The 22,587-nt window shown below is 70.5% G+C and carries 21 protein-coding genes; 14 read left to right on the top strand and 7 right to left on the bottom strand.

All coding sequences use genetic code 11. The features are described from left to right. The first annotated feature begins 75 nt into the window (after nt 1-75). The 10 genes from AB8O64_RS01845 to AB8O64_RS01800 all read left to right on the top strand — a co-directional run bounded on the left by AB8O64_RS01845 (nt 76) and on the right by AB8O64_RS01800 (nt 12,353). A complete protein-coding gene (locus tag AB8O64_RS01845) occupies nt 76-1,107 on the top strand; it encodes an L-tyrosine/L-tryptophan isonitrile synthase family protein (protein WP_370417491.1) in 1,032 nt (343 codons plus the stop codon). A gap of 68 nt (nt 1,108-1,175) precedes the next feature. Next, nucleotides 1,176-2,036 carry a TauD/TfdA dioxygenase family protein gene (locus AB8O64_RS01840; RefSeq protein ID WP_370417490.1) on the top strand — a complete coding sequence of 287 codons (861 nt, stop codon included), beginning with the start codon at nt 1,176-1,178 and terminating at the stop codon, nt 2,034-2,036. Continuing rightward, nucleotides 2,033-3,547 carry a 4-hydroxyphenylacetate 3-hydroxylase family protein gene (locus AB8O64_RS01835; RefSeq protein ID WP_370417489.1) on the top strand — a complete coding sequence of 505 codons (1,515 nt, stop codon included), beginning with the start codon at nt 2,033-2,035 and terminating at the stop codon, nt 3,545-3,547. Before AB8O64_RS01840 ends, AB8O64_RS01835 begins: the two co-directional genes overlap by 4 nt. A 16-nt stretch (nt 3,548-3,563) precedes the next feature. Then, entirely contained in the window at nt 3,564-5,432 is a 1,869-nt protein-coding gene (gene asnB / locus AB8O64_RS01830) for an asparagine synthase (glutamine-hydrolyzing) (RefSeq protein WP_370417487.1), read from the top strand. Further along, nucleotides 5,432-6,412 (top strand): quinone oxidoreductase, encoded by a 981-nt coding sequence (locus tag AB8O64_RS01825; protein ID WP_370417485.1) that lies wholly within the window; start codon nt 5,432-5,434, stop codon nt 6,410-6,412. Before asnB ends, AB8O64_RS01825 begins: the two co-directional genes overlap by 1 nt. A gap of 26 nt (nt 6,413-6,438) precedes the next feature. After that, on the top strand, nt 6,439-7,332 hold the full coding sequence (locus AB8O64_RS01820) for a catechol 1,2-dioxygenase (protein WP_370417484.1): 894 nt from the start codon (nt 6,439-6,441) through the stop codon (nt 7,330-7,332). A 227-nt stretch (nt 7,333-7,559) separates the two neighbouring features. Beyond that, complete coding sequence (locus AB8O64_RS01815) at nt 7,560-9,035, top strand: Y4yA family PLP-dependent enzyme (protein WP_370417483.1); 1,476 nt, start codon at nt 7,560-7,562, stop codon at nt 9,033-9,035. After that, nucleotides 9,032-10,351 carry a pyridoxal-phosphate dependent enzyme gene (locus AB8O64_RS01810; protein WP_370417482.1) on the top strand — a complete coding sequence of 440 codons (1,320 nt, stop codon included), beginning with the start codon at nt 9,032-9,034 and terminating at the stop codon, nt 10,349-10,351. Before AB8O64_RS01815 ends, AB8O64_RS01810 begins: the two co-directional genes overlap by 4 nt. A 1-nt stretch (nt 10,352) precedes the next feature. Beyond that, on the top strand, nt 10,353-11,543 hold the full coding sequence (locus tag AB8O64_RS01805; RefSeq protein ID WP_370417481.1) for an aminotransferase class V-fold PLP-dependent enzyme: 1,191 nt from the start codon (nt 10,353-10,355) through the stop codon (nt 11,541-11,543). 33 nt (nt 11,544-11,576) lie between these two features. Further along, a complete protein-coding gene (locus AB8O64_RS01800; RefSeq protein ID WP_370417480.1) occupies nt 11,577-12,353 on the top strand; it encodes a methyltransferase domain-containing protein in 777 nt (258 codons plus the stop codon). A gap of 18 nt (nt 12,354-12,371) precedes the next feature. On the opposite strand, the gene AB8O64_RS01795 is transcribed toward AB8O64_RS01800, so the two are convergent. The 3 genes from AB8O64_RS01795 to AB8O64_RS01785 form a co-directional block, all read right to left on the bottom strand. After that, nucleotides 12,372-12,887, bottom strand: a complete 516-nt coding sequence (locus tag AB8O64_RS01795; RefSeq protein WP_370417479.1) for a pyridoxamine 5'-phosphate oxidase family protein — start codon at nt 12,885-12,887, stop codon at nt 12,372-12,374. A gap of 79 nt (nt 12,888-12,966) precedes the next feature. Further along, complete coding sequence (gene arsB, locus AB8O64_RS01790; protein WP_370417478.1) at nt 12,967-14,097, bottom strand: ACR3 family arsenite efflux transporter; 1,131 nt, start codon at nt 14,095-14,097, stop codon at nt 12,967-12,969. After that, the gene (locus AB8O64_RS01785; protein WP_356457159.1) at nt 14,094-14,402 is read right to left on the bottom strand and encodes a metalloregulator ArsR/SmtB family transcription factor; all 309 of its coding nucleotides are present in this window, start codon (nt 14,400-14,402) and stop codon (nt 14,094-14,096) included. The genes arsB and AB8O64_RS01785 overlap by 4 nt, the downstream gene beginning before the upstream one ends. 112 nt (nt 14,403-14,514) lie before the next feature. On the opposite strand from AB8O64_RS01785, the gene AB8O64_RS01780 reads away from it, so the two are divergent. After that, on the top strand, nt 14,515-14,934 hold the full coding sequence (locus tag AB8O64_RS01780) for an arsenate reductase ArsC (RefSeq protein WP_370417477.1): 420 nt from the start codon (nt 14,515-14,517) through the stop codon (nt 14,932-14,934). An 82-nt stretch (nt 14,935-15,016) separates the two neighbouring features. Here the strand turns inward: AB8O64_RS01780 and AB8O64_RS01775 are convergent, their stop codons facing one another. Together AB8O64_RS01775 and AB8O64_RS01770 are read right to left on the bottom strand one after the other, a co-directional pair. Further along, nucleotides 15,017-17,035, bottom strand: a complete 2,019-nt coding sequence (locus AB8O64_RS01775; protein ID WP_370417476.1) for an ABC transporter ATP-binding protein — start codon at nt 17,033-17,035, stop codon at nt 15,017-15,019. A gap of 342 nt (nt 17,036-17,377) precedes the next feature. Next, nucleotides 17,378-17,824 (bottom strand): MarR family transcriptional regulator, encoded by a 447-nt coding sequence (locus AB8O64_RS01770; protein WP_365212182.1) that lies wholly within the window; start codon nt 17,822-17,824, stop codon nt 17,378-17,380. 75 nt (nt 17,825-17,899) lie between these two features. Between AB8O64_RS01770 and AB8O64_RS01765 the strand changes: the two genes are divergently transcribed. Continuing rightward, nucleotides 17,900-18,961, top strand: coding sequence for an ABC transporter permease (locus tag AB8O64_RS01765; protein WP_370417475.1), 1,062 nt, complete (start codon nt 17,900-17,902; stop codon nt 18,959-18,961). Between the two features lie 108 nt (nt 18,962-19,069). Here AB8O64_RS01765 and AB8O64_RS01760 read toward each other — a convergent pair whose 3' ends face one another. Next, complete coding sequence (locus tag AB8O64_RS01760; protein WP_370417474.1) at nt 19,070-19,483, bottom strand: MerR family transcriptional regulator; 414 nt, start codon at nt 19,481-19,483, stop codon at nt 19,070-19,072. Nucleotides 19,484-19,547: 64 nt separating this feature from the next. Between AB8O64_RS01760 and AB8O64_RS01755 the strand changes: the two genes are divergently transcribed. Then, nucleotides 19,548-20,456, top strand: coding sequence for an NAD(P)-dependent oxidoreductase (locus AB8O64_RS01755; RefSeq protein WP_370417473.1), 909 nt, complete (start codon nt 19,548-19,550; stop codon nt 20,454-20,456). Here the strand turns inward: AB8O64_RS01755 and AB8O64_RS01750 are convergent. Further along, the gene (locus AB8O64_RS01750) at nt 20,451-21,182 is read right to left on the bottom strand and encodes a cyclopropane-fatty-acyl-phospholipid synthase family protein (RefSeq protein ID WP_370417472.1); all 732 of its coding nucleotides are present in this window, start codon (nt 21,180-21,182) and stop codon (nt 20,451-20,453) included. The genes AB8O64_RS01755 and AB8O64_RS01750 overlap by 6 nt on opposite strands. Before the next feature lie 651 nt (nt 21,183-21,833). Between AB8O64_RS01750 and AB8O64_RS01745 the strand changes: the two genes are divergently transcribed. Further along, complete coding sequence (locus tag AB8O64_RS01745) at nt 21,834-22,553, top strand: transglycosylase SLT domain-containing protein (protein ID WP_370417471.1); 720 nt, start codon at nt 21,834-21,836, stop codon at nt 22,551-22,553. Nucleotides 22,554-22,587: the final 34 nt, after the last annotated feature.

Genomic DNA, 22,587 nt, shown 5'->3' with positions numbered 1-22,587 from the left:
CCCTGGTGCGACCTCTTGTGCGTTTCTCATGCGCCCGCAGAGCACGGTGGGAACCAGTCCACGAAGGGAGGCGCGGTGTCCGATCTCGCCGCACCCAACAACGAACAGGTCGCCGTAGCGATACTCCGGGAGATCCTGGCCCACCAGCGCAGAATGCGCGGGGGCGGTTGCACCGGAGAGGTCTGCCCGCAGTGCGTCGGGCACCATCTGAACGCCGTGCGCGGCGCCGTGGAAAGCGGTCGGCGCATCGACTTCGTCCTGCCGGCGTTCCCGACCAAGTCCCCGAACCCGGCCAAGGTGATCGGCCCGCTGCCCGATCTCGCCGAGGAACTCGCCCTGCGCTTCCTCAACTCGCTGTGCGAGCGCATCACCGAGATCCACCCACCGGGAGCGGCCATCCTGATCTGCTCCGACGGACGGGTCTTCAACGACCTGCTCGGGGTGAGCGACGAGAACGTCAGCGGCTACGCACAGGAACTCGACGCCATGATCACCGAAATCGAGGCCACCCACCTCGAGCAGTTCACCCTCGACGACGTCTACGACGGCGCGGGCCACGAGGACATGCGCGCCATGCTCTCCGCCGGCTACGCCCCGACGATCGAGGAACTGCGCGAGGAGGTGCGCAACGGCGGTGCCCCGCTCGCCATGTACCGGGGCATCACCAGATTCATGCTGGAGGACCTGTCCGGCCCGCACTACACCGGCACCCGCTCCGCGCTGCAACGTCACTGCCGCGCGCTCGCCTACCGCGTCATCCAGCGCAGCAGGGCATGGGGAGGGCTGCTGGACGGGCTCTTCCCGGCCGCCGTCCGGCTGTCGATCCATCCGCAGCCCTGTGCCACGGACAAGATAGGCATCCTGCTCGCGGACACCCCGGACGCCTGGCTCACGCCCTGGCACAGCGTCGCGGTCGAGTCCGGCGGACGCTTCACGCTCATGAAACGCGCCGAGGCCGAGGAGGCCGGAGCCAAGCTGGCCTTCACGGCGGGCCGCCCCAGCCACTACGCGCTGGAGCAGCCCGGCACATCCCCCACGTCCGACACGGCCGGCGCCCCGGACTCCGCCTCCGCGCACCACGAGCCGTGGGACCGGGCCTGCGCATGACGGTCAGCCACGGATCCCCGCACGGCCCACGTGCCGTGTCCCCGCATCACGACCAGAGGAGGAACCACATGACCGACGACCGCGATCCCCTCGCCGGCACCCGGTACGACATCACGCCGATCACGCCCTTCGGCGTGGCGATACAGGCGCGCGAAAAGGGCCTGCACGTCCGGGACGTCCCCGTGGCACCGCTGCGGACACTCGTGGCGGAGCACCACATCCTGCTGCTGCGCGGCTTCGACACCTTCGACGCCCCGGACGAGCTGTCCGCGTACTGCGAGCGCTGGGGCCGGCTGAGCGTATGGCCCTTCGGCACCGTGCTCGAACTGGTCGAGCAGGAACAGCCCGAGGACCACATCTTCGACAGCAGCTACATGCCGATGCACTGGGACGGCATGTACCGTGAACAGATCCCGGAATTCCAGGTGTTCCAGTGCGTGAACGCGCCCGGTGAGGGCAACGGCGGCGAGACCACCTTCTCCCACACCACCGCCGTGCTCGAACGCACCGACCCGCAGACCGTCGCCCGATGGTCGAAGGTGACCGGCACCTACCACCGGGCCATGGAGTACTACAACAGTGTCACCGTCTCCCCGGTCGTGACCGCCCACCCCCTCCACGGCGCTCCGGTCATCCGCTACAACGAACCCACCGTCGCCGATGACGCCGACTTCGTGAACCACCCCGACCTGCGGTTCTCGGGACTGCCGGACGACGAGATCGCCGAGGTCCACCGCAGCCTGCGCGCTGCGCTGTACGACCCCGCGCACCTCTACGCCCACAGCTGGCGGACGGGCGATCTGGTGATCACCGACAATCACACGCTGCTGCACGGTCGGAACGCCTTCACCAGCGGCGCACCCCGCCATCTGCGCCGGGTGCAGGTGCTCGGCACACCGCCGCTGGACAACCCGGGGCTGGTTCGATGACCGACCACCACACGCTCATGACGGGCGAGGAGTATCTGGAGAGCCTGCGCGACGGCCGCCAGGTGTATCTGGACGGAGACCTGGTCAAGGACGTCACCCGGCACCCCGCCTTCCGTAACTCCGCCCTGTCGGTGGCACGGCTCTACGACGCCCTGCGCGACCCGGCGACCGCCGACGTGCTCACCGGGGTCGACGCGGGGACGGGCATCCGCACCCACAAGTTCTTCAAGCCCAGCCGTTCGGCGGCGGAGCTGGTCGAGGCCCGCGAGGCGATCGCCACCTGGGCGCGGATGAGCTACGGCTTCCTCGGCCGCACACCCGAGTACAAGGCGTCCTTCATGTCGGGCCTGGGAGTCAACGCCGACTACTACGGGCCGTTCGCCGCCAACGCCACCGCCTGGTACCGCGAGTTCGCGGGCAAGGCGCTGTACCTCAACCACGTCATCATCAACCCGCCGGTCGACCGCAAGCGGGCGATCCACGACATGGAGGACGTCTTCGTGCACGCCGTGCGCGAGACGGACGCCGGTGTCGTCGTCAGCGGGGCGAAGATGCTGGCCACGGGCTCCGCCATCACCAACGCGGGTTTCGTCGCCCCGGTCGGATCGGCGGTCCTCGCCCCCGGCAAGGCCGAGCCGTTCGCCCTCGCGTTCTTCGTCCGGATGGACAACCCCGGCGTGAAGCTCGTCTGCCGCACCCCGTACGCGCAGGCCACCCGCAGTCCCTTCGACGCCCCGCTGAGCAGCCGCTTCGACGAGAACGACAGCGTGCTCCTGCTCGACGAGGCGCTGATCCCCTGGGAGGACGTCCTCGTCTACCGGGACATCGAGCGGGCGACGGGCTTCTACGCCACGTCGGGCTTCGCGAACCTGTACAACTTCCAGTCCGGAATCCGGCTGAGCGTGAAGCTGGAACTCATGGCCGGCCTGCTCGCCCGCGGCACCAGGGCGAACGGCACCGACGAGTTCCGCGGGGTCCAGGCCGCCGTCGGGGAGGTCATCACCATGCGGGACATGGTGTGGGCCCTGACCTCGGCGATGGCCTACGACCCCGAACCGGGCAGCGGCGGCATGGTCGTGCCCCGGCTCGAGCACGCCTCCGCGATGCGGATGTACAACGCCCAGGTGTGGGACCGGGTCCACGAGCTGTTCGAGACCACCCTCGGCGGAGCGCCCCTGGCGGTCCCGTCGAGCGCCCGCGACCTGGCCAACCCCGAACTACGGCCGCTCATCGACCGCTTCTACCGCGGCGCGGACACCAGCGCCCTGGACCGCATCAAGCTCCTGAAGCTGGTCTGGGACGCGATCGGCACCGAGTTCGGCGGCCGGCACGAGCTCTACGAGCGGAACTACTCGGGCAACGGCGAACAGGTCCGGCTGGATGCGCTGAAGTGGGCGACCCGGCGCGGCAACCTCGCCCGCTGTGAAGCCCTGGTGCAGGACTGCCTCGACGACTACGACCTCGACGGCTGGCGCAGAGGCCCGTGGCACGACCTGACCCCCACCGACTGAGGAACGGAGCAGACACATGTGTGGCATCACCGGATGGGTCGACTACACCCGCGACCTCACCACCCAATCCCCGGTCCTCGACGCCATGACCGACACCCTGGCCGCCCGGGGGCCGGACGCCCGCGGCGTATGGCTGGACACGCACGTCGCCCTGGGGCACCGGCGACTGGCCGTCATCGACCTCGAACACGGCACGCAGCCCATGCGCACCCCGGAGCGCGGCCCCGGAGATCTGCCCCGGGCGGTGATCACGTACGGCGGGGAGATCTACAACTTCCCCGAGCTCCGCTCCGAACTCGCCCTGCGCGGCCACCGGTTCACCACCCGCAGCGACACCGAGGTGGCGCTGCGCGCCTACCTGGAGTGGGGCGAGGGCTTCGTCCACCGCCTCAACGGCATGTACTCCCTCGCCCTCTGGGACACCGCCCGCGACGAGCTGCTGCTCGTACGGGACCGGCTGGGCGTCAAACCCCTCTTCTACTACCCCACACCGGACGGTGTGCTCTTCGGCTCGGAGCCGAAGGCCATCCTCGCCAACCCCCTGGGGCGGGCCGAGGCGGGACCGGAGGAGCTCTGCGACGCGCTGCTGTTCCTGCGCACCCCCGGGCGGGTGCCCTTCCGCGGCATGCGTGAGGTCAAGCCGGGCCACCTGGTGCGCGTCGGCCGCGGCGGGATCACCGAGGAGCGGTACTGGGCCCTGGAGGCCCGCCCGCACACCGACGATCTGCCGACCACCGTCGCCACCGTCCGCGAGCTGCTCGACGACATCGTGCCCCGCCAGATGGTCGCCGACGTCCCCCTGGTCTCGCTGCTGTCCGGCGGCCTGGACTCCAGCACGATCACGGCTCTCGCCGCGCGGACCAGGTCCGCGACCGGAGCCGGCCTCTCCACCTTCTCCGTGGACTTCACCGGTCACACCGAGAACTTCCGGGCCGACGCCATCCGCCCCACCCCGGACGGCCCGTACGCCCGCGCGGTCGCCGAGCACGTCGGCAGCGACCACCACGCCATCGTCCTCGACCGCGCCCGGCTGCTCGACCCTGCCGTCCGCCGGAGCGTCCTCGGTGCCTGGGACCTGCCGTTCAACTTCGCGGACCTCGATGTCTCCCTCCATCTGCTCTTCGCCGCCGTCCGCGAACACGCGACCGTGGCCCTGTCCGGAGAGGGCGCCGACGAGGTCTTCGGCGGCTATCTGTGGTTCTCCGACCCCGCCGCGCGGCGCGCGGAGACCTTCCCCTGGCTCAAGCTCGGCGCCCACCGGGGCCTCGACCCCCGTTCGCTGTTCCACCCCTGGTTCGTCGACGGGCTCGACCTCGGGGAGTACGAGGCCGATCTGTACCGCACCGCACTGGCCGAGGTGCCGCGGCTCGAAGGCGAGAACGCCGAGGACCGGCGGACCCGGGAGCTCAGCCACCTGACGCTGACCCGCTGGCTGCCGATCCTGCTGGACAAGAAGGACCGGATGGGCATGTCCGTCGGACTCGAGGGCCGGGTGCCCTTCTGCGACCACCGCCTGGTGGAATACGTCTTCAACGTCCCCTGGGCGATGAAGACCTTCAGCGGCGAGGAGAAGTCACTGCTGCGCGCGGCCGCCGCCGACCTGCTGCCGGAACCGGTGCTGCGCCGCAAGAAGGCCGCCTACCCCTCCATCCAGGATCCCGCCTACGACCGCGCCCTGATCACCGGACTCACCGCGGCGGCGGGCGACGGCAGCGCGCCGCTGAGCCCCTTCCTCGCCGGTGAGGCGGTGCGGCGGCTCACGGCCAAGACCTCCGGGGGCAGCCTGTCGGAGTTCGAACGGATCCTCGTGGAGTCCACCGTCCGCCTGGACGACTGGCTGCGCACCTACCAGGTCGAACTGACCGGAGTGAAGGGAACGAACTGATGCACGCGATCGAGATCCGTGAGACCGGCGGCCCCGAGGTCCAGCTCTACGTCGAACGGCCGGACCCCCGGCCGGGCGAGGGGCAGATCCTCGTCGAACTCGCCGCGGCCGGCGTGAACTTCATCGACCTCTACCGCAGGGAGGGGCGCTATCCGCTGCCCGTGCCGTGCGTACCCGGCGAGGAGGGCTCGGGGACCGTGGTGTCCACCGGCCCCGGCGTCAGCCGGTTCAAGCCCGGCGACCGGGTCGCCTGGACCACGGTCCTCGGCAGCTATGCGAGCCGCGTGGTCGTACCCGAGGACAAGGCGATCGCCGTGCCCGACGGCATCGACCTGATCACCGCCGGCGGGGTGCTCGTCCACGGCATGACCGCCCACTTCCTGGCCAACGACTCCTACCCGGCGCGCGAAGGCGACACGGTGCTGGTCCACGCCGCCGCCGGCGGGGTCGGGCTCCTGCTCACCCAGCTGCTCAAGCGGCGGGGCGTCCGCGTCATCGGCACGGTCTCCACCGCGGAGAAGGAAGCACTGGCCCGGGGGAACGGCGTCGACGACGTCATCCGCTACACCGACTTCACCGAGGAGGGAGCCCTGGCCGCCGAGGTGCGCCGGCTCACCGGCGGCGAGGGCGTCCACGCCGTCTACGACGGCGTCGGCGCCGCAACCTTCGACGCGAGCCTCGCCAGTCTGCGCACCCGCGGCACCCTGGTCCTCTTCGGCGGCGCCAGCGGCGCCGTGCCGCCCGTCGACGTGATGCGGCTGCTGTGGGGCGGCTCCCTGACCCTGACGCGGCCCTACCTGGAGCACTTCCGGGCCACCACCGAGGAGTTCGAGTGGCGGGCGGGGGAGGTCTTCGCCGGCATCCTCGACGGCACCTGGAAGTTCACCGTCGCCGGAACGTACCCCCTGGCCGAGGCCTGCCGTGCGCACGAGGACCTCGCCGCCCGGCGCACCAGCGGAAAGCTTCTGCTCATCCCCTAGCCCCACGACCGCGAAGGAGGTCGCCCATGGGCGACATCGTCGGTGCGGGCCTGCTCTCGCACGCGCCCGTCATCATGTTCCCCGAGCAGATGAGGATCAGGGAGAACGGAGGCCGTGACTTCACCCTCGCGACCGGCCTGACCCGGCTCCGGCAGGAGGTGATCGATACGAGGGACCACGACACCGTCGTGGTGTTCGACAGCCACTGGGCGACCACGACCGAAACGGTGATCACCGCCCACCCGCGCCGCGCGGGCCTGTTCACCTCGGACGAGATGCCCGGCGCGATCAGCCGGCTGCCCTACGACATCCCCGGGGACCCGGAACTGGCCCACGCCGTCGCCCGAGCGGCGGAGCGGCGATCGCGGTGGCTCACCGCCAACGACGACCCGTACCTGCCGATCCATTACGCGACGCTCAACCTCTGGACCTACCTCGGCCGGGCCGGCACCCCCTGGGTCTCCGTCTCGGTCTGCCAGACGGCGACCACCGAGGACTTCCTCGAAGCCGGCGAGGTCGTCGCGGAGGCGGTCGCCGGCCTCGACCGCAAGGTGCTGCTGCTCGCCTCGGGAGGTCTGTCCCACCGCTTCTGGCCACTGGCCGAACTGCGCGAGCGCATGGCGGGGGACCCGGGCAACATCGTCACCCCCGAGGCGCGCGCGGCCGACGAACAGCGCATCGCCTGGCTGGAGGCGGGCCGGCACGACCAGGTGATCGGGTCCATGCCGGAGTACCTCCGCTTCGCCCCCGAGGCACGTTTCGGCCACTACCTGATGCTGGCCGGCGCGGTCGGCGGCGCGGACTGCGGGGCGCCGGGCAGCCGCTTCGGCACGTACGAGAACGGGATCGGCACCGGGCAGGCCCACATCTGGTTCGACCGGCCCGCCACCGGATGGCAGCCCGCACCGAACGGCCACTGAGGGCGATTCCGCAGCCTCGGGCCTCTTCCCTCCCGCCCCGCCGGTGCTTCGGCGGGGCGGGAGGAAGCCCTTCCGGTACCGGCCGTGAGCCCGCCGTGTCCGGATCCGCCCCAGGCCACCGGGTGTAGACCGCCCCTGGATGGATAAGGATCGGCCGGGGCGGTGCCTTGCAGCGGCCCGCCCGCCTTGTCACAACCCGCCTTGTCACAAGGGGAGGGACGTCTGAAATGGATGGTGCCCCGTTATATCTGGAGCCACGGCTGGAACAGCCGTTGGCGTCGTTGCTGGAGTCGGCGGCGTTCCTCCACACCCTGGTCGACGCGCTGGGCTCGCCGCTCAATGTCGTACTGCCCGAGCGGATCGCGGAGAACGTCGAGCGCTTCCGTTCCGTCTACCGCCGCCACAGCCTGGCCGGCCAGGTGTACTTCGCCCACAAGGCGAATCGTTCCAGCGCCCTGGTGCGCCGGCTCGCGATGACCGACGCCGCCATCGACGTGGCGTCGCTCGGCGAACTGCAGCATGCCCTCGGCGCCGGATTCGGTGCGGAGCGCATCGTCGCCACCGGCCCCAAGGACCCGGAGTTCCAGTGGCTCGCCGCCCGCTGCGGGGTCACCGTCAGCATCGACGGGCCCGAGGAGCTGGAGAGCCTCGCCGCCCTCGTCCGCGCCTACGGTCTGCCCCCGGTGCCGGTATTGCTGCGGTTGTCGGAGTTCGAGACGTCCGGGGTCAAGGTGCGCTCCCGGCAGAGCCGCTTCGGCACCTCCATGAAGTCGCTGCCCCGGCTGCTCGACGCCGTCGCACATCACCGCGACGTCCTCCGGCCGACCGGCGTCGCCTACCACCTCGACACCACCAGCCTGGACGAGAAGGCGACGGCCCTCGAAGGCTGCCTCCGGGCCATGGACGAGCTGCGCCGCCGGGGATTCACCCCGCGCGCCGTCGACATCGGCGGCGGCTTCGGCGTCAACTACCTTGCCCACGAAGCCCAATGGGACCGCTACACCACCGAACTCACCCATGCGGTCCTGGGCAGACGCCCGCCCCTGGCCCGCGGCGGGCACGGCTACGGCCTCCGGGCCGAAGGCGGCACCCTGCGCGGCGCCCTGAGTCTCTACCCCGCCCACCGCCCGGTCGCCGGGGCCGGCTATCTCGACGCGCTGCTGTCACGGCCCGCCCCGGCCCTGAACCGGCCGCTGGGCACCCTCCTCCTGGAGAACCTGTACGACCTGTACACCGAACCCGGCCGGGCCCTGCTGGACCAGTGCGGGCTGTCGCTGGCGAAGGTGCTGGAGGTACGGCGCACGGACCGCGGTGATCCCCTGGTGCGCCTCGCGATGACGGCCGACGACGTCAGCCTGGAGGAACACGGCGTCCTCATGGACCCGGTGCTCCTCGCCCGCGACGCCGCCCCCGCCGAAGCCGGCGAGGAGCGTGGCCCGGTGGGCGTGCACCTCGCCGGCAGTCTCTGCCTGGAAGCCGACCTGATCACCCGGCGGACGGTGTACCTGCCCCGTATGCCGCGGCCGGGCGACCTCCTGTGCTTCGCCAACACCGCCGGGTACTGCATGGACTTCCAAGCCACCCACGCACAGCGCCGGCCCGTAGCCCGGAAGGTCGCGGTATACCAGGAGGGCGGCTCCTGGCGCTGGTGTCTCGACGAGCGGTACTGGCCCATCACACATCCGGGAGGGCACGAGGCATGAGGTACGACAGCATCACCGACGCCATCGGCGACACCCCGCTGGTACGCATCGATCCGTCCGTGCACGGCCTGCGCACCATCGACCTCTACGCGAAGCTGGAGATGCTCAACCCCTTCGGGTCGGTCAAGGACCGGGCCGCCTGGAACATGGTGCGGCCCGGACTGCCCGCGGCGGTGCGCGGCGGCGAGACGGTCGTGGAGCTGTCCAGCGGCAACACGGCCAAGGCACTGGCCGTCATCGCGGGCATGCACGGGCTGCCGTTCAAGAGCATCACCAACCGGATGCGGGTACCGGAGATCAAGGACCTGCTCCTGCTGCTCGGCGCAGAGATCGAGGAATTGCCCGGACAGACCGAATGCCTCGACCCCACCAACACCGACGACCCGCTCACTCTCTTCCACCAGGAACTGTCACGGCCGGGCAGCCCCAACCTCCACACCGACCAGTACTTCAACGCACGCAACACCGAGTCCCACGCCGCGGGCACCGGCCCGGAGATCGTGGCGGATCTCGACGGGCGGGCACCGGACTTCTTCATCGCCTGCGTCGGCACCGCCGGTTCCTCCACCGGGGTGGCCCGGGTCCTCCGCGCACACGACCCCGCGGTAACGGTCGTCGGCCTGGTCGCGCAGAAGTCGGACTTCATACCGGGGATCCGCACCATCGACGAAGTGCAGGAGGTCGGCCTCTTCGACCCCGCCACGTACGACACGATCGAGGCCGTGAGCGCCGACGAGGCCATCGACGGGATGCTGACGCTGGTACGGCGCTGCGGCATCCTGGGCGGCCCCACCGGCGGGGCCGCGTACTTCGGGGCGCTGCGCCATCTGCGCCCGCTCGACGCGGAATCGACCGAGCGGAGGACGGCCGTCTTCATCGTCTGCGACCGCGTCGAGAGCTACGTCGGCTATGTGCGCCAACGCCGCCCGGAGCTGCTGGGCAGGCCGCCGGTGAAGAACTCCGTGAGCGCGCTCTCCGACGCCGAGGTGGCGGCCGCCACGGTGATCGACACCGCCGACGCGCGGAAGTGGATCGCGGAGGAACGCCCTCTGGTCGTCGACCTGCGGGGCTCCTTCGCCTACGCGGCGCTGCACATCGAGGGCTCGGTGAACATCGTCGACGAGCTCTTCGACGAACTTCTGCGGGGCGGCCTGCCGTTCAGCAGGCGGCAGGCCGTGCTGCTGGCCTGCCCGGTCGGTGACAAGTCCGCCCGCTACGCCGCCCTGCTGACCCGCATGGGCCATCCCGACGTCCGCAGTCTGGCCGGCGGCATCATCGCCTGGCGCGACGCGGGCGCCCCATTGGAGCGTGGCTGACATGGACCGACCGCTGGACGAGCTGCGCGACTGGCAGCGTCCGCTGCGCGCCCAGTTCCCGATCATCGTGGACCATCCGGACCTGGCCTATCTGGACAGCGCGGCCACCGCGCAGAAGCCGCGGGCCGTCCTGGACGCCGTGCAGAGGTACCTCACCACGTCCAACGCCAACTCCGGCCGTGGTACGTACCCCTGGGCCAATGCCACGACGACGCTGGTGGAGCGGACCCGCGACCGGGTCAAGGAGTTCCTGGGCGACCGAGCCCCGGACCGCTCGGCCGTGCACTTCACCAGCGGTACCACCGAAGGGCTGCGCACCGTGGCCCGCGACTGGCTGCCCGCCGTCCTGACCGACGGCGACGAGATCGTGGTGCCCTTCGCCGACCATCAGGCGAATCTCTCGCCCTGGCTGGAAGCGAGGCAACTGCTGGCCCGCCAGGGGATCGACGTGGCCGTCCGCCCGCTGCCGTACCAGGAGAGCTCGGGCGACTACGACCCGCGGGCGCTGGCGGAAGTCGTCGGCCCCCGCACCCGCTTCGTCGCCGCCACCCATGTGCACCACGTCTACGGCGGCGACATGAACGTGCACCGCATCCGCCGGGTGGTCGGCCCCGAGGTGCCCATCTGCCTGGACGCCGCACAGAGCGTCGGCCATCTGCCGGTCTCCGTGGCCGATCTCGACGTGGACTTCCTGGTCTTCTCCGGCCACAAGGCCCTCGCCCTGCCGGGCTCCGGAGTGATCTGGTCCCGCGGAACGCGTGGGCCGCGGCTGAGGCCCGGCGGGTGGAGCGGCACACCGAACACCGCCGGCATCGCCGGCCTGGCGGCCGCCCTCGACTGGCTGGACGCGGCGGGCCTGGACCGGATCGAACAATGGACCGTGGCCCTGGCGGCCCGGCTCACCGACGGCCTGCGCCGTCTGTCCGCCTACGAGGTCCTGGGCTGCCCGCTGAGCCTGCCCGCCGGGTCCCCAGTGCAGCGGCGCCGCAGCATCGTCACCTTCCGGCACCGCGGGGTCAACTCCAACGACCTCGGGTTCATCCTCTTCAGCCACGGCTTCATGGTGCGGTCCGACGGGCACTGTCAGGCCGGGGCAGCAGGGGAAGAAGGCTCCGTGCGGGTGAGTCTGCACATCCACAACACCCCAGAAGAGATCGACGCGTTGCTCTCCGCCCTCGCTAAACTACAATGATTGTCAATACCACCAGAACCGCGGGCGGGTGAGATGGCTGAGGTGCGCAGCAGGCCGGGCGTGAGCGCGGCGACGGCGGCACGCTGGGTGAAGCGTTGGGAAGGCCAGCAACAACGGTATGCGGTCGACCGCGAGGAACGATTCACCGTGATCGCCGACGTGGTCGACCACGTCACGGCCGGCCGCCCGAGACCCCTGGTCGTCGACCTCGGCTGCGGCCCGGGAGCACTGGCGGCACGCCTGTCGCGCCGACTGCCGCACGCGGAGGTTCTCGCCGTCGACGCCGACCCGCTGCTGCTCGAACTCGGCCGGACCCACTACGGCCCCGCCGTCCGGTACGTCGAAGCGGTGATCGGCGCACCGGGCTGGCTCAGAACCCTCGGCCTGGACCGCCCCCTGGACGCGGCCGTCTCGACGACGGCACTGCACTACCTCGGCGAGCGCACCCTGCGGCAGGTCTACCGGCAGCTCGCCGCCCTGCTGCGTCCCGGCGGAATCCTCGTCAACGGCGACCACCTCTGCCAGGACACCGCGAAGATCTCCAGGATCGCCACCGCCGTCGGACGCCGCTGGGCCGAACGAAGAGCGGTGCTCGCCCACGAGGACTGGCAGTCGTGGTGGACGGCGATGGAAGCCGACCCGGAGCTGGCCCCTCTCCTCGCCGAACGCCGCACCCGTCCACTCCCCAGCAGCCAGGGCGAGGATCTGACGCTCTCCCGCCACATCACGCTCCTGCGCGAGGCGGGATTCGAGCACGCCGGCGCGGTCTGGCAATTCGGCAACAGCCACGTCCTGGTCGCCGTCCGCTGAGCCTCGACCGGTCATGGCTCAGGGGAAGAGCCAGCGGGTCTGGCTGTACGTCTCGCCCTTGCCGAAGCCGAAGGCCGTACGGGGGGTCACTTCGAAGACCACGGCCTCACCGGCGCCGGGATTGACGAACAGCCCGTCCCGTACGTCGAAGTGCCATTCCGCGCCGTACTTCGCTTCCCACGCCCCGGCGAGCCGCCGCAGCCGGGCTTCGTCGCCCACCCGCACGGCCTCACCCTCGACGACCAGGTCGTAGCCCTCCCGCAGACTGTTGGTCCCGGTGGTGAGCACGACATGCGGGTTGCCCCGCAGGTTCTTCGCCTTCCGCTCATGCGCTCCGGTGCAGAAGTGCAACGCGCCGTCCGCCCAGACGCCGATGAGCGGGGTGACGTGCGGGCGTCCGTCGGGGCGTACGGTCGTCAGCCAGTACACCTCGGCCTCGGTCAGCCGGGTGACGGCGTCCGTCCACGGCACTGCCGTCGCCCGCTCGTCGCTGTAGCGCGCGTCCAGCTCGGTGCGGGGTTCCTTGTCGGGCATCGGGTGTCCTCCTGGAGTCCGATGGTGCCCTCCCGGCGCGGGCCCCGCATCCGCGCGGCGAAGAGGGCACCTGGGACTACTACCGCGTCGAGCCGTCCGTGCTCGCCGCGATGGGCCGCCTGCCCGTCTCCGTCCGATCCCCTCGCCCGCCCCGCCAGGCCAGTGCCACGTAGACCAGGGCGACCAGGACGGGCACCTCGATGAGCGGGCCGACGACGCCGGAGAGGGCCTGGCCGCTGGTGACGCCGAAGGTGGCGATGGCGACCGCGATGGCCAGCTCGAAATTGTTGCCCGCCGCGGTGAACGCCAGGGTCGCGGTCCGCTCGTAGGTCAGGCCGATGGCCTTGCCGAGGGCGAAGGTGCCGAACCACATGATCGCGAAGTAGGCCAGCAGGGGCAGCGCGATCCGGGCGACGTCCCCGGGCCTTGAGGTGATCGTCTTTCCCTGGAGGGCGAAGAGGATCACGATCGTGAACAGCAGTCCGTACAGGGCCCACGGGCCGATCTTCGGTAGGAATGCCGACTCGTACCTCTCGCGGCCCATCCTCTTCTCGCCCAGGCGGCGCGTGAGGAAGCCGGCCAGCAGGGGGACGCCGAGGAAGACGACGACGTTCAGGGCGATCTTCCACAGGGAGATGTCGAGGTGTGCGCCGTCGCCCAGGCCCAGCCACCCGGGCAGCAGGTCCAGGTAGAGCCAGCCGAGAAGGCCGAAGGCGACGACCTGGAAGACGGAGTTCAGGGCGACCAGCACGGCGGCGGCCTCACGGTCACCGCAGGCCAGGTCGTTCCAGATGATGACCATGGCGATACAGCGGGCCAGGCCGACGATGATCAGGCCGGTGCGGTACTCGGGCAGGTCCGGCAGGAAGATCCATGCCAGCGCGAACATCACCGCGGGCCCGAGGATCCAGTTGACGGCCAGCGAGGAGACCATCAGCTTCTTGTCGCCGGTGACCGCGTCGAGCCTGTCGTAGCGGACCTTGGCCAGTACCGGATACATCATGACCAGCAGACCGACGGCGATCGGCAGGGAGACGCCCCCGATCTCGACCTCGGCCAGCGCGTCGTTCAGGCCCGGGATCAGACGGCCCAGCCCCAGGCCGAGGCCCATGGCGATGAGGATCCACACCGCGAGGAAGCGGTCGAGCGTGGAGAGCTTCGCGACGACCGAGGCTTCCGCCGTGCCCGCGGGGCTTTCGGTGCGGGTCACGGGCAGGACCTCTTCCGGTCGGCGGCGGCACGGGCGTGCTCGGCCAGCTCGGTGAACTGCCCGGCGAGGGTGGCGATGACCTCGGGCCGAAGCCTGTAATAGGTGAACCGCCCGCAGGGCTCGGTGTCCACGACCCCGGCTTCCCGCAGCACCTTCAGGTGGTTGGAGAGATTGGTCTGCCGCGCGCCCGTCTCCTCGACCAGATGCGTGGTGCACAGCGTCTCGTGGGCGAGCAGGGTCACGATCCTCAGCCTGAGCGGGTCGGCCAGCACCCGGATCAGATCAGCATCGACTGATGTCATCATGGGCTGATATTCTCACATCAGTCGATGCTGATACCAGTCGTGGCTGATCCATGAATCGGCATCCCGCCGGGCACACGCTCGCTCCGTTGCTCGAACCGCGAAGGAAGAACCGATGTCCGCACCCCGCTCCGCGTCCGTCCTGTTCGTCTGTGTCCACAACGCCGGGCGCTCGCAGATGGCCGCCGGCTTCCTCACCCACCTCGCGGGCGACCGGGTCGAGGTCCGCTCCGCCGGGTCGCTCCCCGCCGATCAGGTCAACCCCGCCGCCGTCGAGGCCATGCACGAGGCCGGGATCGACATCGCCGGTGAGCAGCCCAAGCTGCTCACCACCGAGGCCGTCCAGGCCTCCGACTACGTCATCACCATGGGCTGCGGCGACACCTGCCCGGTCTTCCCCGGCAAGACCTACCTCGACTGGGCCCTCGAGGACCCCGCCGGTCAGGGGCTGGCGGCCGTCCGCCCCATCCGCGACGAGATCCGGACCCGTGTCGAGGCCCTGATCGCCGAGATCGACGCCCGCCGGGACCGGTGACACCGCTGACGCACACGAGCGGCGTCGCCCGCCCGATGCTTCGCCCTGGGGGAGGACCGGGCGGCCTCCCCCAGGGCGCCCGTCACAGGTCTCGGCTCTTCTCCGTGGCGTCGGCGGGCTTGCGCTGCCCGGGAAGGGTGGCGGTCTGTCCGTCCATGAACTGACGGCGTTGCATCTCGTAGAGGTCGCGGAAGATCCCGACCGGCGGGTTGTCCGTCAGTTCCTGGAAGGTGCCGCTCTCGCGGAGCCTGCCGTTCTCCAGGACGTGGATGAGGTCGGCGTCACGCACCGAGGCCAGCCGGTGCGTGATCAGGAGGACGGTCTGGCCCGCTTGGGCGAGTTGGCGGATCTGCTCGAAGACTTCGAGTTCGGCGCGGGCGTCGAGGGCCGAAGTGGGTTCGTCGACGATCAGGATCTGGGCGTCGCGGTAGTGGGCGCGGGCCAGGCCCAGTTTCTGCCACTGCCCGCCGGAGATCTGGTGGCCGCCCTTGTAGCCCCGGGAGAGCAAAGTGTCCCACCCGCGCGGCATCCCCTCGACCACCTTGCGGGCTCCCGCGTAGCGAGCGGCCGCCTCCACCCGCTCCTCCTCCAGCGGCCGGTCGGTGCGGCCGATGGCGATGTTCATCCGGGCGGTCAGCGGCCAGCGGTGGAAGTCCTGGCTGACCATGGCGAACCGGGAGAACAGCTCGGCCCGGTCCAGGGCGCCCGCGTCCTGGCCGTCCCACCGGATCGTGCCCTCACCGGGCTGGTAGAGGCCGGCGAGCAGCTTGACCAGGGTCGTCTTGCCGGAGCCGTTCTCCCCGACCAGGGCCACGATCTTTCCCATGGGGATGTCGAGGGTCACCCCGCTGAGGGCGGGCCGCTCGGTGGGGGAGTCGCCCGGGTAGGTGAAGGTGACGTCCTCGAAGCGGATGAGCCGTGGCTGTTCGGGGACCGGCAGTCCGCCGACGGGAATGGCCCGCTTCCCTGCCTCGACACACAGCCGCTCCAGGTCCATGACGTAACACGCCTCCTCGTAGAGGCTGTTGACCTGAAGGATGAGGGTCGTCAGGCTCGCCGCCCCGCTGCGGGTGGCCAGCACGGCGGTTCCCGCGACCGACAGTGCCATCACGCCGGTCAGCAGGAGGCCGCCCAGCGCGAGATAGGTCACGAGAGTGGCGAGGCCCGTCAGGGCCGAGGCGATCAGCCGGGTCTTGGCCGCGCTGCGCGCGAGCCTGGTCTGTTCGCCCTCCGAGCTCTCCGACATGCTCCGGAAGTGGCCCAGCAGGAAGGGCCCCACGTCGTGCACCCGGATCTCCGGCGCGGGATCGGTACGGATCAGGGTCTGGCTCAGCAGACGGCCGGCCCGGGAGTGCTGGGCCCACCGCTGGAACGACTCGTAGCGCGTCCGTGAGTTGCGCAGCGCGGCCCAGGAGCGCGGCAGCGTCATCAGGAGCAGTAGGGGCAGCAGTACCGGGTGCAGGATGGTCAGCACGCCGGCCGCGGCGGTGAAGGAGACCAGCGCTCCGACGACCGCCGTGCAGTACCGGATCATGCGCCGGGCCCCCGCCGCGCCGTACTGGGCGGTGTCCAGCAGCCGGTGGAAGTTCTCGTCCTCGATCGCCTCCAACTCCACGCGGATCACGCGTTCCAGGTACATCTCGGTCGCCACCCGCTCGACCTTCGGCTCCAGCCGTCCGGTGCCCGCGGTCGAGGCGGACATGGCCAGAGCCCCGACGAGACCGGTGGCCGCGACGCAGATCAGCGCGGGCACGGCCGCGTGGAGCCGGTCCGCGATGGGGCCGGTGGCCAGCACGGCACCGAGGACGTCGTTGACCGCCACGAGACCGATGGCCTGGGTGACGCCGTGCAGGACCTCCGCGCAGCCCACCGCCCACAGCGCCCGGCGGTCGGCCCGCCACGCCAGCCGGACGGTGGAGGCGACCAGGCGGGGCAGGCTCAACGCCATCGCCCACAGCGACATTTCCAGATAGGCGCGCTCGTGCTTGTTCCAGCCCGTGTCGTGCAGCAGCGGCCCGCCGAACAGCAACCGCTCCGAGGGCGAACCCTCCTGTGTGCCCGGACCCGCCGTGGCGGTGGTGTTCTCGGCACGGCGACTCACATCGACCACCTCCCGGCGGTCGCGACGACGGCCCCGGCGGACGTCGTCGGACTCACGTGTTCGAACAGCAACCGGGCCCCGGTGGTGTGGGTGTGACGGTCGTGACGGTGATGCACTACGCCTCCTCGTTGACATCCTGATCGGACGAGTGATCGGGAAAACGACCCCCGATCGGAGGAGTCACGGCCACCGGAGGGCGTGAGGTAGCGCAAGGATTCGAAGGTGCGTCAACCGCCCCGAAGTCCCGGGGCGGGGCGTCGGCCGGAGTTTGTGCGATTCACTCCACCGTGGTCCGTCACCCGATCCGGGCATTGCGTTGCTGCCGGAAACGATGAGCGCGCATCACGCGGAAGGGGGTAGGGCGTCCGGGTTGAGGTGCGCGACCAGGCGGTACAGCAGGCTGTGCGCGGTTGCCTGTTCCGCCGGGGAAAGCACGGACAGCGCGGCATCGTTGACGTCCTTGACGACGGCCTGGGCGCGCTCGGTCAGGCGGCGGCCGTCGTCGGTGATGTGCAGACAGAGCACGCGTCGGTTGGTCGGGTGGGGCCGGCGTTCCAGCATGCCCCGGTCGACCAGGCCGTTCACGGCGGCGCCCATGGACTGGGCCGTGACGCCGGTGCGGCGGGCGGCGTCCGCGCTGGAGATACCGGGGCTGCGGGCGATGTGCATCAGGGCGGTGTGCTGCGCCAGCGTCAGGTCCAGCACCCGTAGCTCCTTCTCCAGGCGGGTGCCCATGACCTGGGAGAACTGCCAGGCCAGATAGCCGGTCGTCGCGGACTGCTCGTTCATGGACACCACCATTTGTAAGGCACCTTATATTTCCTGCTACGGTTATCAGGCAGCTTACAAGTTTGGATGGTCTTCGTGTCACTCCCCACTTCCTCCCGCCCTGCCGCCGCGCGGCAGGCACACCCGCACGCCGACATACCGGACGAGGCCCCGGCTCCGCACCCGCAGGGCGGCCTGAAGGGGGTACTCCTCCCGGTCGCCGTCGTCCTCGCGATCGGCACGATCTTCGTCAGCGTCTACCTCGCCGCGTTCCATGCCCCCAGGCCGCACGACCTGCCGGTCGCCGCCGTGGGCACGTCGCAGGAGATACACCGGCTCGAAAAGGGCCTGGAGTCGGCTCTGCCCGGTGGCTTCGACGTACGGCCCTACGGTGACGAGAACGCGGCCCGGAAGGCCGTCGAGCACCGCGACGTCTACGCCGCCTACCTCACCGGACGCGGCGAGCCGACCCTGCTGTACGCCGGCGCCAACGGGCCCTCCGTCACCGGAACCCTCACCGGAGCCTTCGGCCCGGTCGCCAAGGCGGACGGCCACCGGCTCGCCCAGGAAGACATCCTTCCCAGCTCCGAGGGTGACACCCGCGGCCTGTCGATCTTCTACGCGGCCTTCGGCCTGGTCCTGGCCGGCTATCTGTTCGGCATGATGACCTACCAGGCCGCGCCCACCCTGCGCTTCAGGCAGCGCATGGCCAGCCTCGCGCTCTTCGGAGTCCTGGGCGGGATCATCATCGCCCTCCTCGCCGGAAGCACCGGATTCGGCGCACTGCCCGGCTCCTTCGTCGGGATCGCCGGGATGACCGCGCTGATGGCGATGGCGGCCGGCGGCGCGACCATGGTGTTCATCCGGTGGACCGGAGCGGCGGGCGCCGGGCTGGCCTCGGTCGTTCTGCTGACCCTCGGCAACAGCACCAGCGGTGGTGTCATGCCCGCCCCCTACCTGCCCGGCTGGCTGCACCCGCTGTCCGAGGTCCTGCCTGTCGGCGCCGGTGTCCGCGCCATTCAGGGACTGGCGTACTTCCACCACGACGGTCTGGAGCGCGGCATCATCGTGCTGGCCATCTGGATCGTCGCCTGCGCGGGGCTGCTCTACCTGCGGGACGCGCGCGGCGCCCGCGGCCGGCGGGCCGTCACCTCCTGAGCCCGGACCTCGCCGGGGACGACCCCTGGGCGGGCTGCCGGGCCCTGCCCGGGGCCTTTCCCCGGCAGCCTGCCCGGTGCCGGCGCCGAGCAGGCCCCCGCGCCGCCCTTACGCCTCGGGCCGCCGTCCGCTGCCGACCGCCTCGCAGGCCGGTGGCTGCAGGGCGTCGGACGGCAGGGTGGCCGTGATGATGGTGTCCAACACTCCGCGCGCGGCCAGGAGATCGGCCACGGCATCGCTGATCCGCTGCCGTTCCCGGTACAGATCGGGAAGCATCTCAGGGCACGCGGGCGCCAGCCCCCGGCCGTCGTCCACCATGCAGGGCAGCAACTCCCCGATCGTGGTGGTACTGAGACCGGCGGCGAGCAGGGTGCGGATGCCGCGCACCGTGTCGATGTCCTCGTCGCGGTACTCGCGGTACCCACTGGGCCGCCGGTGCGGACGCAGCAGACCCTGTTCCTCGTAGTAGCGCAGCAATCGTTCGCTGACGCCGGTCCGCCGGGACAACTCTCCGATACGCATGGTGACCGCCGTCACGTCGAATCGAGTGGACTCTCACATGGATGTGAAACTTTAACGTGCCCGTATGACCACTCAGCACGCAACAGACCCGATCCACACCGCCGTTACCGTCGTCGGACTCGGCCCCATGGGCATGGCGCTCGCCGAAACGCTGCTGAAGCAGGGCCACCCCACGACGGTCTGGAACCGTACTCCGGAGAAGGCCGACGGCCTCGTCGCCGAGGGCGCGCACCGGGCGGCGACGATCGCTGACGCCGTTGCCGCGAGCCCGCTGACCGTCGTCTGTCTCAAGGACTACGCGGCCATGTACGAGATCCTCGATTCCGCATCAGCGGCCCTGGCCGGCCGCGCCCTGGTGAACCTCAGCTCCGGTACGCCCACCGAGGCTCACGCGGCGGTCGCCTGGGCCGGGGAGCGCGAGGCCGACTACCTCGACGGTGCGATCATGGTCCCGCCGCCGGCGGTGGGGCACCCCGACTCCGTGTTCCTGTACAGCGGTTCGCGGGAAGTCTTCGACGGCCACAAGCCGACGTTGGCAGCCATGGGCGGCCCCACGTACCTCGGTCCCGACCCGAGCCTGGCGGTGCTGTACAACACCGCGCTGCTCGACTTCATGTACGCGTCGCTGAACGGCTTCCTGCACGCCGCCGCCCTGGTGGGCACGGCGAACGTCGAGGTGGCGAAGTTCGCCGAGCTCGCGATCGGCTGGTTCCTGCCCGCGGTCGTCGGCGCGACCGTCCTCGCGCAGGCCCCCCACCTGGACCAGGGCGACTACCCCGGTGACCAGGGGACCATGGAAATGAACCTGAACGCGCTGGAACACATCGCCCGCACCAGCGTGGAGCGGAACGTCAGCTCCGACCAGCCGAAGCTGATGCAGGAGCTCGCCGAGCGGGCGATCGCCGAAGGTCACGGCGGACAGAACTACCTCGCCGTGTTCGAGCTGCTCAAGAAGCCGACACCCTCGTCATGACGAGCGCAGGACAAGGCAGACGAATCCCAATGTGTCCCGGTACACGCGCAGCCACTCGGAGCGGTGGGTCGCGGCTGCCTCGAGCGCCTGGGCGCTCCCCGGATCGTCGGGGTGGTCCAGCGCCCATGCGGACAGGGACCCCGTCCACGCCCATTCGTAGGCGTCCAGCTCCTGGCGTGTGCTGACGTGACCGTGCACGGGGGTCCACCCGTCGGCGACGACGCGGTCCACCGTGGTCGCCAGGTCGTCGAAGTCCCCGAGCATGTCGACGGCCTCCGGTGAGGGCTCGCGCTCCCAGAATCCGTCACCGACCAGGACGCGTCCGCCGGGCGCCAGATGCTTGCGCGCGGCCGCGAGGGTGGGGAGCAACCCACCGAAGGCATGCGTGGACCCGACACAGAGCACCAGGTCGAACGGGTGCGGGGAGGTGAAGCCCGAGGCGTCCTGCTGGTGGAGTGTGAGCCGGTCCTGGACGCCGAGTCCCACCGCGGCCTCGTGGGCGCGTGTCAGGGACGCCTCGGATATGTCCACGCCCTCGGCCCGCAGCTGCGGGCGGGCGGCCAGGGCGCGCAGAAGCCATTCCCCGCCACCGCAGCCGAGGTCGAGAACACGCTCGTCGCCGCGAGGGATGCCGTGGTCCAGCAGTTCGCCGACCGAGGCGTCGTCGAGCGGGGCTGCGATCGGATGGTCGGCGTGCGCGAGTCTGGAGATCATTTCACGTTTCACCGGCGCAGTCTGACAGCGGCAGGTTGCGCCCGCACCTGCTTTTCCGACCCCCCCCGGGCGGGGACGACCCGCCCGGGGGCCGTCGGCGGGATTCACGCGATCGCCCGCCCCGGCTGCCGGTCGTGTGATCGCTGCGTGTGATAGCAAAGGGAACGGCGGAAATCGCCGTGAAAGCACCACGGAGAGAGGAGTCGGCATGTCCTCGAAGCGTCGCCGTAAGAAGAAGGCACGTCGTAAGCACGCAGCCAACCACGGCCGACGGCCTCAGTGCTGAGACAGGCCCGAGCGGCTGGATTCACGACGGGGCGGCCCTCTGGGGCCGCCCCGTCGTGCACCGGACCGTGTGTGTCCGACTGCTCACGTGGTGTGTGGTGGTGGGGGGTGTGATGTGAGGCCGCTCATGGGACCCGGATCACTTACGAACCCCGGTAGTGGAGTCCTGATTCGGACATTTGGGTGTGAAGTGGGGTGATGGGCGGGGTTCGGGGTGGGCGGTTGTTCCGGGGTCGGGTAGTAGGTCACACCTTTGCCAGGGGCTTTTCGGGCCGCTAACAATTGCCGAGTCGCATGGCGCCGTCGATCGAGAAACGGCGCTTTCTTCGCGCCGATCCGGCCCGTGCGACTCACGCGATTGGAAGAGGTTCAGCCAGCATGCGCTCCACCACCACCGGTACCGCCCGACTGACCAAGACCCACAAGCTCTCCGCCGCCGGCATCACCGTCGCCATGGGCGCCGCAGCCCTCGCCATGGCCGTCACCCCCGGCCAGGCCACCGAGACCCCCTCCATCGCCGTGAAGCCCGTCGCGTGGACCACCACCGACCTCGGCGCCCACGACCACATCACCCAGCAGGCCAAGACCACGGCCGCCGACGCCGCTGAGGCGAAGAAGAAGGCCGACGCCGCCGCGAAGGCCAAGGCCGACAAGGCCCGCGCCGACCAGCAGGCCGCCAGCCGCTCCCAGGCCCGCACCCCCGTCAAGCCCGCCCCCGCCAAGCCCGCCGCCCCCGCCAAGCCCGCGGCCCCCGCGGCTCCGGTGAAGAAGGCCTACGCCGACAACCTCGACGGGTGGATCAAGGAGTCCCTGGACATCCTGAAGTCCAAGAACATCCCCGCCACCTACGAGGGCATCAAGCGCAACGTCATGCGCGAGTCGACCGGCAACCCGCGTGCGATCAACGACTGGGACATCAACGCCGCCAACGGTGTCCCGTCCAAGGGCCTGCTGCAGATCATCGACCCGACCTTCAAGGCCTACCACGTCGAGGGCACCTCCTGGGACCCCTACGACCCCGTCGCCAACATCACCGCCTCCTGCAACTACGCCGCCGACAAGTACGGCTCCATGGACAACGTCAACTCCGCGTACTAAGGGAGCTGACACCGCACGCCGAAGGGCGGCGGCA

It is taken from the genome of Streptomyces sp. QH1-20, assembly GCF_041283565.1.
Taxonomy (GTDB): domain Bacteria; phylum Actinomycetota; class Actinomycetes; order Streptomycetales; family Streptomycetaceae; genus Streptomyces; species Streptomyces syringius.
The sequence above is the reverse complement of the archived record's forward strand: the minus strand, read 5'-3'. Positions and strand labels throughout refer to the sequence as shown.